Origin of the sequence: Paraburkholderia sp. BL9I2N2, assembly GCF_004339745.1 — a bacterium.
Lineage (GTDB): Bacteria > Pseudomonadota > Gammaproteobacteria > Burkholderiales > Burkholderiaceae > Paraburkholderia.
On record NZ_SMGP01000002.1, the window covers coordinates 1,615,645 to 1,633,562 of the forward strand.

Annotated in this window: 9 protein-coding genes; 3 read left to right on the forward strand and 6 right to left on the reverse strand. The window is 63.1% G+C overall.

The window, feature by feature from the left end; all coding sequences use genetic code 11:
* Positions 1 to 247: 247 nt before the first annotated feature.
* A complete protein-coding gene (locus B0G74_RS29230; protein WP_132378762.1) occupies positions 248 to 478 on the forward strand; it encodes a hypothetical protein in 231 nt (76 codons plus the stop codon).
* An 89-nt stretch (positions 479 to 567) separates the two neighbouring features.
* Here B0G74_RS29230 and B0G74_RS29235 read toward each other — a convergent pair whose 3' ends face one another.
* A complete protein-coding gene (locus tag B0G74_RS29235; RefSeq protein WP_132378764.1) occupies positions 568 to 2,796 on the reverse strand; it encodes an NADP-dependent isocitrate dehydrogenase in 2,229 nt (742 codons plus the stop codon).
* Between the two features lie 412 nt (positions 2,797 to 3,208).
* On the opposite strand from B0G74_RS29235, the gene B0G74_RS29240 reads away from it, so the two are divergent.
* Positions 3,209 to 5,392: a TonB-dependent siderophore receptor gene (locus tag B0G74_RS29240; protein WP_132378765.1), complete on the forward strand. Its 2,184-nt coding sequence runs from the start codon at positions 3,209 to 3,211 to the stop codon at positions 5,390 to 5,392.
* Here the strand turns inward: B0G74_RS29240 and B0G74_RS29245 are convergent.
* Positions 5,389 to 6,327, reverse strand: a complete 939-nt coding sequence (locus B0G74_RS29245) for a LysR family transcriptional regulator (RefSeq protein ID WP_132378767.1) — start codon at positions 6,325 to 6,327, stop codon at positions 5,389 to 5,391. The two genes, B0G74_RS29240 and B0G74_RS29245, sit on opposite strands and share 4 nt — an antisense overlap.
* Positions 6,328 to 6,455: 128 nt before the next feature.
* On the opposite strand from B0G74_RS29245, the gene B0G74_RS29250 reads away from it, so the two are divergent.
* A complete protein-coding gene (locus B0G74_RS29250) occupies positions 6,456 to 8,165 on the forward strand; it encodes an MFS transporter (RefSeq protein WP_279388624.1) in 1,710 nt (569 codons plus the stop codon).
* Between the two features lie 65 nt (positions 8,166 to 8,230).
* Here B0G74_RS29250 and B0G74_RS29255 read toward each other — a convergent pair whose 3' ends face one another.
* The 4 genes from B0G74_RS29255 to B0G74_RS29270 form a co-directional block, all read right to left on the reverse strand.
* Positions 8,231 to 9,073, reverse strand: a complete 843-nt coding sequence (locus B0G74_RS29255) for a N(5)-hydroxyornithine transformylase PvdF (protein ID WP_132378769.1) — start codon at positions 9,071 to 9,073, stop codon at positions 8,231 to 8,233.
* A 34-nt stretch (positions 9,074 to 9,107) separates the two neighbouring features.
* Positions 9,108 to 11,333, reverse strand: coding sequence for a TonB-dependent siderophore receptor (locus B0G74_RS29260; protein WP_132378771.1), 2,226 nt, complete (start codon positions 11,331 to 11,333; stop codon positions 9,108 to 9,110).
* 45 nt (positions 11,334 to 11,378) lie between these two features.
* Positions 11,379 to 12,749 (reverse strand): lysine N(6)-hydroxylase/L-ornithine N(5)-oxygenase family protein, encoded by a 1,371-nt coding sequence (locus B0G74_RS29265; protein ID WP_132378773.1) that lies wholly within the window; start codon positions 12,747 to 12,749, stop codon positions 11,379 to 11,381.
* Between the two features lie 115 nt (positions 12,750 to 12,864).
* Positions 12,865 to 17,889 carry a non-ribosomal peptide synthetase gene (locus B0G74_RS29270; RefSeq protein ID WP_132378775.1) on the reverse strand — a complete coding sequence of 1,675 codons (5,025 nt, stop codon included), beginning with the start codon at positions 17,887 to 17,889 and terminating at the stop codon, positions 12,865 to 12,867.
* Between the last annotated feature and the right edge of the window lie 29 nt (positions 17,890 to 17,918).

Below are 17,918 nucleotides of genomic sequence, written 5' to 3' on the forward strand. Positions count from 1 at the left end.
TCGCCCCACGTTGCACATCGCGAAACACATACGATAAGCCTTTCTTTTTGCAGGATATTTTTTGATAAAGCGAGGCGTCTAACAACCACTTGCGACACTACCTGCTGACGTAGACTCTTTTACAAGAGCCGGTGCTTCAGTAATCGAGCGGAGTGGGATAGGCGGAAACATAGTCTGAAGAATCCCAACCTGTGAAACGAAGCCGCCACGGCATCGCGGTTTTTAAATGGCAATTGGGAGACTAAAAATGAAAGGCTTTCGCTTCGGTTCGAATCAGGGTGCTTTCTACATTTTGCCGGGCCACGACGGCTGGGAAGCAACCTACGGCAACGAAACGCTCGGTGAATTCGCCAGCCCGCAACAGGCCGCCGACGACCTCGCACGCGGCTTGATCTGCCCGCATCTCTCGGAAGGCGACGACACGTCGACGCTGGAAATTCCAGAGAAGCTCAGCGATTGGGAAATCGTTCACGTGTGATGGCCGGTATGGCCGCTGCTCACGTTGGAGTAAAAACGACGATGGCGCTCGAAAGCGCCATCGTCATGTTTACCGCTTACTTCTGTGCTTTAAGCAACCGCGTCCACGATCTTGTTCAGCGTGGCGCTCGGGCGCATGGCCTTGCTCGTCAGTTCGACGTTCGGACGATAGTAGCCGCCAATGTCCACCGGCTTGCCTTGTGCCGCACCGAGTTCTTCGACGATCTTCGCTTCGTTCTCAGCCAGTGCCTTCGCCACGCCGGCGAACTGCGCCTGCAGCGCGGCGTCTTCGGTTTGCGCGGCCAGCGCTTCCGCCCAGTACATCGCGAGGTAGAAGTGGCTACCACGGTTGTCGATACCGCCAACCTTGCGCGCCGGCGACTTGTCGTTGTCGAGGAACTTGCCGGTTGCCTGATCCAGCGTCTTGGCCAGAACCTGCGCCTTCGGGTTGTGATAGGCGCTGCTCAGATGTTCGAGCGACGCGGCCAGCGCCAGGAATTCACCCAGCGAATCCCAACGCAGGAAACCTTCTTCGACCAGTTGCTGAACGTGCTTCGGCGCCGAACCGCCCGCGCCGGTTTCGAACATGCCGCCACCGGCCATCAGCGGAACGATCGACAGCATCTTCGCGCTGGTGCCCAGTTCCATGATGGGGAACAGGTCGGTCAGGTAGTCGCGCAGCACGTTGCCGGTGACCGAGATCGTGTCCTTGCCGGCGCGGATACGCTCGATCGAGAACTTGGTCGCTTCGACCGGGGTCATGACGCGGATGTCCAGACCGTTGGTGTCGTGGTTCTTCAGGTATTGCTCGACCTTCTTGATGATCTGGGCGTCGTGCGCGCGAGCCGCGTCCAGCCAGAACACGGCAGGCGTGTCGGTGGCGCGAGCGCGGTTGACCGCCAGCTTGACCCAGTCCTGAACCGGTGCGTCCTTGGTCTGGCACATGCGCCAGATGTCGCCCGCTTCCACCGGTTGCTCGATCAGCACCGTGCCGGCCGCGTCCGTCACGCGAACCACGCCGTTTGCCGGGATCTGGAACGTCTTGTCGTGTGAACCGTATTCTTCAGCCGCTTGCGCCATCAGGCCGACGTTCGGCACCGTGCCCATCGTGACCGGGTCGAACGCGCCGTGCTTCTTGCAGTCTTCGATCACTGCCTGATAAACGTCCGCGTAGCAACGGTCCGGAATCACGGCCTTGGCGTCGTGCAGCGCGCCGTCCGCGCCCCACATCTTGCCCGACTCGCGGATCATGGCCGGCATGGATGCGTCGACGATCACATCGCTCGGCACGTGCAGGCTGGTAATGCCCTTGTCCGAATTGACCATGGCCAGTTGCGGACGCTGTGCGTATTGCGCTTTGACGTCGGCTTCGATCGCTTCGCGCGTTTCAGCCGGCAGGTCTTTCAGGCGCGCGTACAGATCGCCGATGCCGTTGTTCGGGTTGAAGCCGGCTTGCGCCAGCACGTCGGCGTGCTTGGTCAGCACGTCTTTGTAGAACACCGACACCACATGATCGAAGATGATCGGATCCGACACCTTCATCATGGTGGCCTTCAGGTGCACCGAGAACAGCACGCCCTTCGCCTTCGCGTCGGCGATTTCCGCTTCGATGAAACTGCGCAGCGCGTTCTTCGACAGCACGGAAGCGTCGATGATCTCGCCCACTTGCACGGCGGTCTTTTCCTTCAGGACCGTCTTCGAGCCGTCGGCGGCCGTGAGTTCGATCTTCACCGCGCCGGCTGCCGCGATCAGCGCCGATTTTTCGCTGCCGTAGAAATCACCGCCGCTCATGTGCGCGACGTGCGACTTCGAGTCCGCGCTCCAGGCGCCCATCTTGTGCGGATGCTTGCGTGCGTAGTTCTTGACCGACAGCGGCGCGCGGCGGTCCGAATTGCCTTCGCGCAGCACCGGGTTGACCGCGCTGCCCTTGATCTTGTCGTAGCGAGCCTTGACGTCTTTTTCAGCGTCGGTATTCGCGACGTCCGGGTACGCCGGCAGCTTGTAGCCCTGATCGCGCAGTTCCGTGATCGCGGCCTTCAGTTGCGGCACCGACGCGCTGATGTTCGGCAGCTTGATGATGTTCGCTTCCGGACGCGTCGTGAGTCCACCCAGTTCCGCCAGATCGTCGGAGCCCTTCTGTTCCGCGCTCAGGTAGTCAGGAAATGCAGCGATGATCCGGCCGGCAAGCGAAATATCGCGCGTCTCGACGATCACGTCGGACGAGCGCGTGAACGCCTTCACGATCGGCAGCAGCGAGTAGGTCGCCAGAGCAGGCGCTTCGTCGGTCAGGGTGTAGATGATCTTCGGCGGTGTGGACATGTTCGGTGCTTTGCTAGGTGAAGTGTTAGACAGAGCGTTGGGTGGTGCCGACCGGCGCGTTGCGGCAAAACAACAAGGCGGCGCGACGCACGGCACTACTTTCTACGGCCAGAGCGTGAGTATATGCGTGTTTTCCTCTACTCGCTGCTAAACAAACATATCCCGGAAACACCCTCCAAGGGGCCGAGCCCCGCCGGACAAGGCTTTGGGCCGATTTCTTCTTGTCTTATGACAGATGTCTTATAGATGACTAAGGACACGAAACAAACAGATTGTTAATGCGAATCAGATGCATTACCATTTGAGCGCAGTCGCGTTCTTACACTTCGATTACTTAACCACTCGCTTCCGATGACGTCGTTTCGCACATTTCTGGTGCGCGACGAGCGTTACTCTGTCCAATTCGAACAACATGCAGAAATTCTTTGTCGCCGGCCGACCGGCGTTTGTGCGCGGCCAACGCCGTACTCCCTCGCTGCTGAGCGCGGGGCTTCTGGCCAGCGTCGGTTTGACGCTTTCCACGCTGTCGACTCCGGGCTGGGCGCAGGTCGCGGCCAGCGACGCCGCCGCGACGCTGCCGGCCGTGAGCGTTTCGGCGGCAAAAGACACCACCGTGGCGCAGGCCGACACGGTCAGCGCAGGCGCGCTGGGTTCGCGCAAGCAGGTGGACACGCCGTTTTCGACTCACGTCGTGACGAGCGACGAAGCGCAGGATCTGTTCGCGACGACCGCCAACGATCTGTACAAGTACGATCCGGCCGTGTCGGTGATCAGCGAAAACGCGATCAGCGAAAATTCGATGTTCACCGTGCGCGGCATGCCGATCGACACGCTGAACAGCATCAAGGTGGACGGCCAGACCTTCCCGTCGTGGGATACGGACCTCTCGCTCGAACCGTTCGAGCAGGTCGAATTGCTCAAGGGCCTGTCCGGCTTCATGTATGGCTTCGGCTCGCCGGGCGGCATCGTCAACTACGTGTTGAAGCGTCCCACCAACACGCCGTACCGCAGCATCACGGTCGGCTACAGGTCGGCCGGCGTATTCAGCGAGGCCGTCGATCTGGGCGGCCGCTTCGGCAATGACGACCGTTTCGGCTACCGCCTGAACCTCGTCAACGAAAACGGCAACACTGCCGAGGACCACGGCCACGTGCGCCGCCAGGTCGCCTCGCTCGCGTTCGACTTCCGCATTACGCCGGACCTGACGTGGAGCGCCGACGCGTTCTACCAGAAGCGCAGAACCAACGGCACGCTGTTCGGCCTGATGTTCGGCGGCGACGCCGGCGGCATTCCCGACGCAAGCAAAGTCACCCACGCGCTCACGCAACCGCAGAACTACTACGAGACCGAGATGGCCTCGTTCGGCACGGGCCTGGATTACCGCATCTCCGACAACTGGCACGCGAGCCTGAAGTACCGCTTCGCCAAGGAGAACCGCACCAACTCGGATAGCTTCCTGTTCGTTTCCGACGCCGCAGGCAACTACTCGAACACGCTCTATGCGGCCATGACGCGTTACTTCTACCAGAACGTCGACGGCATGGTGCAAGGCCATTTCAACACGGGCAGCATCAAGCATGACGTGGTGGTGGGCGCCGGTTTCGAAACGCAGACCAGCGAATACAGCAACAGCACGGGTTGGAACGAAGGCTACTTCCTCGGCAACGGCAATCTGTACGCCAGCACCTTGCTGACCAACGACGAAGTCAGCATCGGCTCCAACCTGTACCGTCAGCAGCGCATCACGCAGGCCGCCGTGTACGCGAGCGACACCGTGCAACTCACGTCGCGTCTGTCGGCGCTGGTCGGCGTGCGCTACACGCAATATCAGCAGCACGTGTACGACCCGAGCGGCGCGGTGTCGTCGCAATACCAGGCGGACCCGGTCACGCCGACCTTCGCGCTGATGTTCAAGACCGATCCGTACTCGACGCTGTACGCGAGCTACGTCGAGTCGCTGGAACAGGGCGGTGCCGCGTCGAACACCAACCTCAACTACCCGGACACGTTCGGCCCACTGCGCAGCAAGCAGTACGAAGTCGGCTTTAAAACCGACCACGCCAAGTGGGGCGCCAACCTCGCGCTGTTCCGCGTCGATCAGGGCTACAACTACACGAACGTCGACAACATCTTCGTGCAGGACGGCACCAAGCGCTATCAGGGCCTCGACGCGAGCGGCTGGCTTGCGCTCACCAGCGAATGGCGTGTCATGGGCGGCGTAATGTGGCTCGACACGAAGGCCATGGACGTCAACGATCCGACCGTGGAAGGCAAGCGCATCTACGGCGCGCCGCGCTTCACCGTGACGGGCCGGATCGAATACAACCCGTCGTATCTGCGTCCGCTGACGCTGGCGTTCGGCGGCAAGTACGTCGGCAACCAGGCCGTCGACGCGCAGAACACGCAGTTCGTGCCGGCTTACACCACGTTCGACCTGAGCGGCCGCTATGAGACGAAAATCGCCGGCAAGGACGTGACATTCCGCGCGGGGATCAACAACCTGTTCAACCGCCGTTACTGGACGACGGCGTGGGGCTACTACGTGGCGCCGTCGCCGACGCGCACCGCCGTAGCCAGCGCAACGCTGCAGTTCTAAGCATCGCGTGAACTCGGGGCGCCCGCGGCGGGCGCCCCGATCATGGCGGGAATCTCCGCGACCAGCGCATCGATCGCGCAGCGGGTTTTCAGCGCCAGATAGCGACTCTTCGGCCACACCAGGTGGATCTCCTGAGCAGGCCGGAAACAATTCTCCATGACCGTCACCAGCTCGCCTGTTTGCGCATAACGGGCCAATAGCCAACTCGGCAGCCACGCGAGGCCGAAGCCGGCGAGAGCGGCATCGACAATACCCTTCATGTCGTCGAAACCGAGCTGCGGCTGAACTTGCGCGCGGTGGATTTGCCCGTCGACGTCGACCACATCCCACGGCTGCGCCGACCCTGCCCGCAAGTAGGCAATCACGGCGTGTCCGCGCAATTCGTCGACGCTCGCCGGCGTGCCATGCCGCGCCAGATAGGCTGGCGCGGCGCCGATGCTCGCGTGCTGCATGCCGAGCTTGCGCGCGGCAAGACTCACGCTGTCCGCGAGCGGACCCACGCGCACCACGAGATCGAAACCCTCTTCGATCACGTCGACGAAGCGGTCGGTAATCGAAATGTCGATCTTCAGTTGCGGATGTTTGCGGGCGAGGCCGAGCAGCACGGGCGCCACGCAGTAATGACCGAAAGCCTGCGGCACGCTCACGCGCAATCGGCCTTTGGGCTCGCGTCGTCCAGAGTCCAGATCGGCTTCCGCGGCTTCGAGTTCGGCCAGCGCGCGCACGCAGCGGTCGTAGTAAGCCTGGCCGTCTTCGGTGAGGCTCTGGCTGCGCGTCGTCCGATTGAGCAGGCGCACGCCGAGACGCTTCTCCAACCGCACGATCACTTTGCCGACCGCCGAGCGCGTCAGGTTCATCCGTTCCGCCGCGAGCGCGAAACTGCCCGTTTCGACCACGCGCACGAACGTCGTCACACCATCGAGGATGTCGCTCATACCCTTTGCCTTATTGGTTCCCACTGAGACACATTTCTGGGACTTTCATGCGTCAATGGGGACATAGATTCCCCCTATATTACACAGTCCGTGGTGGGCAAGCCCATCGACTAACCAGGTGAAATTTCATGTCCAATGATCCGATCGCGCCGCCACGGCGCGAAGAACGGCCCCGCGCGGCTGCAACTGCAGAGCATCGAGCGATCTCGCGCGAGCCGCGCCCTGCACGAACCATCGCGAGCGAAACTTCGCAACCGGCCACCTTCCTCTCGCTGCGCAAAAACACGCTGGCGTTGGGCGCGGTGTGTCTTGCGTCGCTGATGTTCGGCCTCGAAATCTCCAGCGTGCCGGTGATCCTGCCGACGCTCGAACGCGTGTTGCACGGCGACTTCAAAGGCATGCAGTGGATCATGAACGCGTACACGCTCGCGGTGACCACCGTCCTGATGGCAACCGGCACGCTGGCAGACCGATTCGGCCGCCGACGCATCTTCGTGATCGGCATCGCCCTGTTCGGCATCACCTCGTTGATCTGCGGACTCGCGCAAAGCGTGCCGACGCTGATCGTCGCGCGTCTGTTGCAAGGCGCGAGCGGCGGCGCCATGCTGATCTGCCAGGTGGCCGTGCTATCGCATCAGTTCAACGAAGGACCCGAACGCGCTCGCGCATTCAGCGCGTGGGGCATCATCTTCGGCATCGGGCTCGGCTTTGGGCCGATCATCGGCGGGGCGATCGTGGCGCTATCGAGTTGGCAATGGGTCTTCTGGGTGCACGCGCTACTCGCTGTCGTGACCTTGACGCTCGTTTTCAGCGGCGTGCAGGAATCGCGCGACCCGCACGCGCATACGCTCGACGTTGCCGGCATCGTCACGTTGTCGCTGGCGGTGTTCGGGCTCGTGTATTTCATCACGCAGGTTCCGGCGCTCGGCTTCGGCAATCCGCGAGCGCTTTTCATCATCGCGGTAACACTGGTCGCCTTCGTGGCTTTTCTGTTTGCCGAGAAGCTCAGTGCGCGTCCCATGTTCGACTTTTCTGTGTTCAGGATTCCGCAGTTTTCCGGCGCACTGATGGGCTCGGCGGGCATGAACTTCAGCTTCTGGCCGTTCATGATCTACCTGCCGATCTATTTCCAGATCGGTCTCGGCTATGACAGCGTGAGCGCCGGACTCGCCTTGCTCGCCTACACGTTGCCGACGCTACTATTTCCGCCGCTCGGCGAACGGCTCGCATTGCGTTATGGCTCGGGAATCGCCATACCTGCCGGCCTTTTCACGATCGGCCTCGGCTTCATGCTGATGCGATACGGCAGCAGCGCCGCGCATGCTGACGTGTGGACCATGTTGCCCGGTTGCATGTTGGCGGGCGCGGGCCTCGGCCTCACCAATACGCCCGTCACCAATACGACGACCGCCGCGGTTCCCGCCGAACGCGCGGGCATGGCCTCGGGCATCGATATGAGCGCGCGGATGATTACGCTCGCGATCAACATCGCGTTGATGGGCGCAATCCTGGTCGGCGGCATTCTGTTCAATCTGAAGACGCGACTGCCGAAGTCCCTCGACACCGCGCCGCTCGGCAAGCTCGCGGAGAAAATTGCGGCAGGCGATGTCGAAGCGATCAGAACCGGGATGCCGGCGCTGACACAAATCGACCGTTCAGGAAGCGTCGTGCATGCCGCGTTGATGCAAGGCTTCGGCTGGGTAATGGTCTACGGCGGAGTCGGCGTGTGGGTGCTTGCTGCGCTCAGTTTCGTGATTTCCGGCAGCGCGTCGCAAAGACTTGGCGTCAAGAAGCACACGCCCGCGCAACAGCAACCAGCCCGATGCGACGCGTGCTGACCAGTGTTCCGTCGACGGCGGCGTGCGCCCGCAAGTAAACTCCAAAGCGGCGCACGCTTCGCTAATCACGCCTCGACTTGCACCGACTGCCCGGCCATCATCGCGAGCCCTTCGTTCAAAGCTGGAAAAAGGCTGCGGTTGAAATTGTTCCAGCGCAGTTCGAGGATCGTATCGTCCTTATCGATTTCGGTATTCAGCACGTCGTGAATCACCTCGCCGGAATCGATCCCGTTGTCGACGTAGTGAAACGATGCACCGGTCAGATAGAGCGGTTCGACCACCACGGTTTCCATCGTCTTCCAGTTGACCACTTTCTTGCCGCGCGCGCCATAGAGAGCGTCGAGCGTCGCATACGCGCCGCGCCGCTCGTACGGCGATTCGGCGCGCGTCACGCCCGGATGAATATTGACGATCTTGCGATAGAACGGCGCACCCGGCCGCACAAGTTCGTCGAGAATGATCAGCAAACCATCCAGCACGACGATATCGGCCTTCAACTCCACCAACGTATCGAGCAGATGCTTTTCAAAGGCGCTCTTGCCTGCCGGGCGGCCTGGCGCATCGAGCGGCTCACGCCGATACGTCGACGGAATCGCGAGCAACAGATCGTTGACCGGCTTGCCCTGCACACGCAAGTTCGGCGGATAGAACCAGCGCTTGCCCGGCTCATAGGCGAAGCCATATTCCTTCAGTTTCTCGCGATCCACGCTGGAGCCCGCATCGTCGTCGTAAATGACTTTTTCGAGCGAGTACTGATCGCCTAGCTCGGTGCCGTTGAGCGCCTCGACGAGCGACTCCAGCACCGACTTCATGTAGCGCGTGCCGCTCTTGTACGCGATCTCTTGGCCGGCCTTGTCGGCGGCGGCGTTTCTGAGCGACCAGATGTAAACGAGTTTCTTCTTCGGCATAGTCGGTTCCTATGTGTGAGTCATTGCCACATGCTTACCAGTCGTATTTCGCGGTTGCGATCACCGTGCGTGGATTCCCATAGAAACAGGTATTCACGGACTGACAACCGCTCACGAACCGGCGATTGAAAATGTTCTGGCCGTTCACCGCGAAGCGCCAGTTGCGCGTTTCGTAGTGAACCGCCGCGTCGTACACGGTGTAGCTCGGCACATACAGCGAGTTGTCGGCGGCGCCCGCCGCGCCGCTCTGGTAGCGAATGCCCGCACCAAAGCCGAGACCTGCCAGCGGCCCGGCATGCCACGTCCAGTCGCCCCACAACGACGCCATCTGGCGCGGCCGCGGAATATCCACCGGCCACTTGCCGAGCGTGTCGTCGCCGGCCTTGATGTTCTTCACGTCCTGATACACGTACGCGGCGATCACCGAGAAGTTGCGCGTGACATTGCCCACGCCGCTCAACTCGATCCCGCGCGAACGCACCTCGCCGGTCTGCACGCTGGTGCTGCCGGTCGGGTCGATAGCGAGGTCGGGCGTGACGACGTTGGTCTGGTTGATCTGATAAACCGCCGCGCTGAGCATCAGGTTCTTGCCGGCCGGTTGCCAGCGCAAACCGGCTTCGATCTGCTTGCCTTTGGTCGGCTCGGCAATACCGCCGCCGGCGATCTTCACGCCGACCAGCGGATTGAACGACGTCGAGTAGCTGATGTACGGCGACAATCCGTAATCGCCGAGGTACACGAGCCCAACCCGCCCGGAGAACGCATGATCGTTCTGTTCGAGGCGGCTGCCTCCGGCGATGTCGTTCTGCGTGGTGTTGCTCCAGTCCTGACGCCCGCCGAGCGTCAGCACCCAGCGTTGCCACTTGATCTGGTCCTGCGCATACACGCCGAACGCATTCATGGTCGACTTCGTGTCGGTGCGTGGGAACGCGTCCGGTCCGCTGAAGATCGCGTTGGTGATCGGCGTATACACCGGGTTGTACATGTTCAGGCTCGGACCGGTCGCCATCGATTCGCTATCGGTGGTCGATTGCCGGTTGTATTCGAAGCCCAGCAGCACCGTATGATCGAGCGGACCCGTGCCGAAGCGGGCCAGCGCCTGATTGTCGACATCGAAGCGGCTGTAGTTCATCTGGTACAGGCCGACATAGCGCAGCAGCGACGCCTCGGTCGGATCGGCCGGATCGAGACCGCCGCCGAACACCTGCCCCTGATCGAGCGAGAGATGCATCAAGCGCGTGTTCTGCCGGAACGTCCACACCGGATCGAACTTGTATTCGAACTGATAACCCACCGACCATTGCTTCTTGCGGTAGTGCGAAAACTCCGGATCGCCCGTGTACAGGTCCGGCGAGATCTTGCCATTCGGATTCGGCAAAATCGTGCCTTGCGCCGGCAAGAAGTTATTCGATGCGTCGCCCCAATCCTGCAGATAAGTCGCCTCGACCGTCAGCGAAGTCTTCGCGTTCGGCTGCCACTTCACCGAGGGCGCCAACGCCACGCGCTGCTCCGGATTCGGCCCGGTCTGCGAATTGCCGTCACGTCCCACGCCGAGGAAACGATAGGACAGCGTGCCGTCCTTATCGACCTTGTCGCCCACATCGAATGCGATCTGCTTGCGCGCGTAGTCGCCCAATTGCATTTCCACTTCGCGAATGCGCTCGCCGTTGGCGAGCTTGCTCTGCACGTCGATGATCGCGCCCGGGTCGCCCTGGCCGTACAGCACCGAGGTCGGACCGCGCAGCACCGTGATGCTGTCGATCATGTACGGATCGACACGCCAGCTCGCGAGATTGAGTGTATTGGGCACCTGCAGGCCGTCGACGAACACGGTCGGCGTGAAGCCGCGCAACACCGAATACCAGTCGGAGCGTACATCCGCACCATAGGTCGAGAAGCCCGGAATGTAGCGCAGCGCCTCGTTGATGCTGGTCGCGCCGGTCTCCTCGATCTGCAGTGCGGTAACGACGTTGATCGTCTGCGGAATTTCCTTCAGCGGCGTGTCGGTCTTGGTGCCGGTGCTGCTGCGGCGTGCAACGAGGCCCACCGTGTCGTCATTGTCGGCCGAGCCTTCGACGCTGATCGAAGCCAGCGTACTGGCCGACCTCACGCCCGCTTGGCTCGTACTGGTGTTCTGCTGCGCGTTGCCCCCGGTTTGCGCCGACTGCTGCGCCTGTGCGGTAGCGGCTGCCGCCGCATAAAACGCCACGCTCGCCGCGGCGGCGGTTGCACTCCGGCGCGTGCCTATTGCCCACTCCATCTCTCGATGCTCCAGGTTCTTCCGCGGCCAAAAGACCGCTTTTTATTAAAGAGCGAAGGCCATGCGGCCCACGCTCGTCGCGTTTTCTTGTGCTTGTTGTGTCCGGCCGGCCGACCGGTCTTGCGATGTGTGATGTGCGAGCGAAGCGGCGATTTCGTCTGAGCGCAGCGCGAGCACCGACAGCAGCGTGTCGGACAACCCGTGACTGTCTTCGCAGCAGCCCTGCAGGTAAATGCGCGGCTTGAAGCTCGCCGGCGTGGCGAGCCGGTAATCGCGTTCGACGTTGCCTTGCGCGAGCGCATCGCCAAGATGCGGCGCAAGCCCTTCCAGCAAGTCGAAATGGGTGTCGCGGCGATATCCCGTTGCAAGCACGAGCGCGTCGAATTGCTCGGCGCGTGCGTGACCGCTCAGACGGTCACGCAATGTGAGTTCGATCTGGCCGCCGGCCGTGCGCACTGCCGTTTCGATGCCGGTGTTCGCCAGCAGCCGGTGGCGCGCATCGGCGGACACGTTCTGCAGATAAAGCATTTCATAGATCTGCTCGATCAGCGGACGGTCGACCACCGCGTAGTTGGTGTCGCGAAAGCGCTCGATCAGCGAACGGCGGCCGTCGCGCGGCTGCGCGTAGACGATATCGGTAAAGGCGGGGCTGAAGATTTCATTGACGAACGGGCTGTCGTCGGCGGGTTTCAGCGCGCTCGAACGAATGATGAGGCTCGCGTCAACGTGCGGATAGCGGCGCGTCAGATCGACGAACACCTCGGCCGCGCTCTGTCCCGCGCCGATCACCGCCACGCGTTTTTGCGCGCCGCTCGCGGGTCCGACCACGCGGTCGATGGAAGTCAGGTACTGCGACGAATGCACGATGTTGTGCGTGCCGAGCGCGGCGAACGCCTCCGGCACCTGCGGCCCGCCGCCTATGCCGACCGAGAGCGCCCGCGTCACACGTTGCCATTCACGGCCTTCGCTGTCGCGCGAGAAAACCCGCAGCGCTTCGACGTCGTTCGTATTCCCAGCGCTCTTGATTGCTTCGATGCCGGTCACGGTCTGCCCATAGTTCACGCGATCGTCGAACGACGCCGCGACCCAGCTCAGGTAATCGTGAAACTCCACGCGCGTCGGATAGAAGTTCTTCAGATTGACGAAATCCGCCAGACGTCCGCGTTCGTAGAGATAGTTGATGAACGTGAAGCGGCTTTTCGGATCGCGCATCGTCACGAGATCCTTGAGGAAGGAAATCTGCATCCGGCAATCGTCGAGCAGCATGCCGCGGTGCCAGCCGAATTCCGGCTGGCGCTCGATGAAGCAGTGCGCGAGGTCCGACACGCCGGCCTCTTCGGCGAGCCGCACGGCAAGCGCGAGATTCGACGGTCCGAAGCCGATTCCGATCAGATCAAATACAGTGTCTCTGTGCATGTCGCAGGTCCTTATCGGTGGAAGCCGGCGCGCCGGATGCGCAGGCCGGTGAAAATCTTTCGTGATTGATGCGGTTTTTTATTGACTGCGTTTTTTGCCGGGTTTTGTGCTCGGCCTACGCGCCGTCGCGTAACGCAGCGACGTTCGACGCCTGCGCGACGAGCCTCACCGCCAGTTGCGCGAAGGTCGGCGCGGCGAATACGTCGGCGATCTCCAGCGCATGGCCGGCTACTCGCGCGGCATCGACGAAGCGCACCACGTCGAATGAACTCGCGCCCGCCTCGAACAGGTTGTCGTGATGCGCGGGCGTGTTGCCCTCGAAGAGATCGCTCCAGACTTGTTCGAGCGCCTGGGCGCGCTGCGATGCTTCGTCGTGAGATGTCGTGCTTGCCTGCGCACCGGTCGCGAGGCTTGCGGACTCCAATGCAAAGCGCGCCGCCGAAGCACCCAGTTGCTCATGCGGCGCATCGACGAACTGCTGCACCACGTCCAGATAGTCGGCGGTCAGTACCTCGACAAAGCGGCCGTCCACCAACTCGTTCGCATACGAAAAAGCGCCGGTCACGCGGCCGTCGGCGTGCTCGACCACATCCAGTTCCAGTTCGAACACCACTCGATGCCGCACGTCGTTGAAGTCGTCGAGCGTGAGGCCGGCCCAGTCGCGTTCCGCTGTTCCCGCCGGGCGCAGGTAGTTGAACATCACTGAGAACAAAGGATTGCCGGCTTCGGTGCGAGGCGCACGCAATGCCGCCACCACGTCGGCGAATGGCGTGTCCGCGTGCGCATAGGCGGCGAGCGCGGCGTCTCGGACTTCGGCGAGCAGCGTTGCCGGCGTGTCGGTTTTCGCGAGCCGCGTGCGCACGACAACGGCGTTGATGAAGAGTCCCAACGCGCGGCGCGCGGCCTCGCCTGTCAATTCGCGCGTCGAGGCGAGAACGCCGACCGGTTGATCGGTGACGCCCGTCGCACGATAGAAGGCTACGTTCAGCGCGGCGTGTAACAACATCGGCAACGTCGCGTGAACTTCGAGCGCCATCGAGCGGGCGCGGCGCACGAGCGCCGGGCTGAATTCGAACGCGAGACGGCCGGCGCTCCAACTCGGCGACGCGGCACGGCCAGACGAGGGCGACGGCAGCACGTGCGACGGGACATCCGCCAACGCATCGCGCCAGAACGATAGACGCGCTCGCGGCGCGGCGACCGGCAGGATCAGTTCCTGATGCAAGGGCGATCCCGATACCGAAACCGCCGGCGACGCGCCTCGCACAATCGCGACATAAGTGGTCCGTACATCATCAAGCCATAGATCGATCGACTGACCGTCCGACACGATGTGATGCACGACCAGCGACAACACGTGATCCTGCTCGGCAAGGCGCACCAAGCGCACGCGCCAGAGCGGGGCATCGTCGAGCAGATGGAATGGCGTGAGCGCGTCTTCGTCGGTCAGCGCGACAGCGGCATGCTCACGGGCAGCTTCTGTCGGATCGCCGGACAGATCGATCATGCCCAGCTCAAATGACATCGACTCGCCAACTCGTTGGCCCGGCAATTGCCCTTCACGTTCAACGAGCCGCACACGCAACGCCGGATGCCGCGCAGCCGCCTGAGCAAACGCTTCGCGCAACGCATCGACATCGAGCGCGCCGCGCAGACGCAGCGCAACAGGAATGTTGTAGGCCGCGCTATCCGGCTGCGAGCGCCACAGGAACCACAAGCCCAATTGCGCGGAAGAAAGCGGCAGCACGCCGTTCGCATCGGGTGCGAGGCGTGAATTCGAGGCGCCGCTCGAAGCTTCGTTGCCGACATCGGCCATCGCCTCGCTGCGTGCCGCCGCCATCACCCTCTGCGCGTATTGCGCGAGCGTCGGCGCTTCGAAGAGTGTGCGCACCGGCACATCGCGTGCGAGCCGTTCGGCCACGCGCGTCGCTACACGAACCGCCGCGAGCGAATGCCCGCCGAGCTCGAAGAAATGATCGCCGCGGCCGACACGCTCCACACCCAGCACTTCGCGGAAAATCTGCGCGAGCGCGGTTTCGAGTCCCGCTGCGGGCGCCTGATAGGCACGCGCGACACGCTGCGGCTCCGGCAACGCCGCGCGGTCCACCTTGCTGTTGGCATTGCGCGGCAACGCGTCGAGCACGACGATATGCGCGGGCACCATATAGTCGGGCAACGTATGACGCAGATGCGCGTCGAGTTCGGCCGCATCCGTGCGCGTGCTGCGTTCACGCGCTTCGGCGCTCAATTCGACATACGCGACCAGCGCCGCTTGCGCACCCTTGCCATGCACGATCGCCACGGCTTCGCGCACATCGTCGTGCGCGGCGAGTTGCGCTTCGATCTCACCCAGTTCGATCCGCAAGCCGCGCAGCTTCACCTGATGATCGACCCGGCCGATAAAGTCGAACACGCCGTCCGCGCGCCGCTTGACGAGGTCGCCTGTACGATAGAGTCGCGCGCCCGGCACGCCGAACGGATCCGGCACGAAGCGCTCGGCCGTGAGCGCCGGCCGGTCGAGATAACCTCGCGCGACACCCACGCCCTCGCCGCCCAGATACAACTCGCCGATCACGCCGACCGGCAGCGGATTCAAGCGTGAATCGAGCACATGCGCCGAACGCGCGCCGACCAGCGTGCCGATCGGCAGATAGGCGCTGTCCGCGAGCTTCGTACTGTCGTCGGTCGGATAGAACATCCACAGCATCGGCGTGATGACGGTTTCAGTCGGCCCATAACCGTTGACGATGCGCGCATTCGGAAACGCCCGGCGCATCAGCGCGAACGCTTCACGCGAGGTGGCTTCACCGCCCACCGTCAGCGAACGCAAGCTCGGCGGCGCACCGTGCGCGAGTGCCCACTCGGCGAGTTGGGTCGCGCAACCGGGCGGCACGTAGGTCATGGTCACGCCTTCGCGCACCATCATCCGGCAGGTTTGCGCGGGCGGCCACAGCGTGTCCGCCGTGATCGCCACGGCCGCGCCCGACATGTACTGCGAGAACCAGCCTTCATGCGCGCCGTCGAAATTGACCGACTGGAACAGCAGGAACACGTCACGCTCGCCTGCGCCGTAGCGCTCCGCGATCGCGGCGCAATGCAATGCAAACGAACAGTGATCGACCACCACGCCCTTCGGCTTGCCCGTCGAGCCCGACGTATAGATCACATACGCCGCCTGGTGCGGCGACACACGCGGCAACTCGACATCCGCCGCCGAGGGTTCGTCAGCTTGCGGTTCCTCGTCGATCAGCCACAACCGCAGACGATCCGACTCCGGCAACGCGGCGAGACTCGCGCGTTCCGTGATGACGTGCGTGATCTGCGCATCGTCGAGAATCTGTGCAAGACGCTCACGCGGATGGCTCGGGTCCAGCGGCACGAACGCACCGCCCGATTTCAGCGCGGCGATCAGACCGACCAGCAGGTTCACCGACCGGCTCAGCGCCACGCCGACCCGCATCTCCGCACTCACCCCGGCCGCGACGAGGCGTTGCGCCAAATGCGCGGCTTGCGCATCCACTTCGCCGCGCGTGAGCGAGCGATGCATATCCGCGACGCCCCGCGCGTCCGGCCGCGCGCTAGCGTGGTCGGCCACGCGCTGATGCACCGGCCTGAATCCCGTCTCATGCGGGAGCGCCGTGCTATTCCACGCGTCGAGTTGTGCACGCTCCGCTTGCGGCAGCCATTGCAAATCTCCCACTGCGGTGGCCGGTGCTGCCGTGGCATTCCACAGCAACTCGATGAATCGCGCAGCGAGGCGCTCTATCGCATCGGCGTCGAACAGGTCGAGCGCGTAGATGAAGTAGGCATCGATCGAACCGTCGTCCCGTTCCTCGAAGCTCAACGTCAAATCGAATTTGGCAAACGGCGCACCCGACGGCAACTCCGTCATGCGCACTTCCGCGAGCGACGGCAGACGGCGCCGCGCGCCATAAGCGGCCATCACCTGAAACAGCGGATGATGACTCGCGCTGCGCACCACGCCGAGCGCTTCGACCACCTGTTCGAACGGCACGTCCTGATGCGATTGGGCGTCGATCAGCGTTTGCTGCGTCGCGCCGACCAACCGAGCAAACGACTGCGCTGCGGGAACCGGCGCGGCCAGCGTGAGCGTGTTCACGAAGAAGCCGACGAGCCCGGCCACTTCGCCGCGCTCGCGATTCGCCGCGGGTACACCGATCTGAATCTGCGTTTCACCCGACGAGCGCGCGAGCAAAGCACTCAATGCCGCCAGCAAGACGGCAAACGGCGTCGCGCGCTGCGCATTGGCCAGTGTCTTTACTTGCTGCGCGAGCGCGGCATCGATAAGGAACCGATGCCTTGCACCACGCGCGCTGCGCTGCGCCAGACGCGGTGCGGCGCCTGGCAACATCAGCACGTCGCGATTCGCATCCAGCCGTTCGCGCCAGAACGCCAACTGGCGCTCACGTTCTCCCGCGTCGAGCCAGCGGCGCTGCCACAGCGCGAAGTCGGCGTACTGGATCGGCAACGGCGCGAGCGACACCGCTTCGCTCTTCGCATACGCGCGATAAAACGACGCCAGTTCGGCCAGTATCACGTCCGCGGACCAGCCGTCGGAGACAATGTGATGCGTCGTCAGCGCGAGCCAGTGCGTGGTCGCGTCGAGACGAATCAGGTGCGCGCGCATCAACGGCCCGAGCGACAGATCGAAGGACTTCGCTTCGTCGGCGCGTGCGATGTCGGCGGCGCGCGTCTCGCGCTGATCCGCGGGCAATGCGCTCACGTCACTCGCGTGCCACGGGCAGCGAGATGGCGCATGCACCGTTTGCAACACGCCGTCGCCGCTTTCGGTGAAGGTCGTACGCAGCGCTTCGTGACGCGCGATCAGCGCATCGCACGAAAGACGCAACGCATTGGCATCGAGCGCGCCGTCGAGCCGTAAGCGTTCGGTGATGTGATACGCCGCCGGTTCATCGATCATCCGCGCGTGCAGCCACAAACGCGTTTGCGCAAACGAAGCCGGCACGCTCGCCGTGCGCTCGGCGCGCGGTGGAATCGGCAGCACGCGAAAGTCGATGCCGGCGGCGTCGAGCTTCGTGAGAAAGGCCTTGCGCTGCGCATCCGGCAACAGCGCGAAGCGTGACGCGAGGGAAAGCAGATCCGGTTTGGCAGTGGTCATGCTGGGTTGTCTCAGTACGGGTCGGCTGG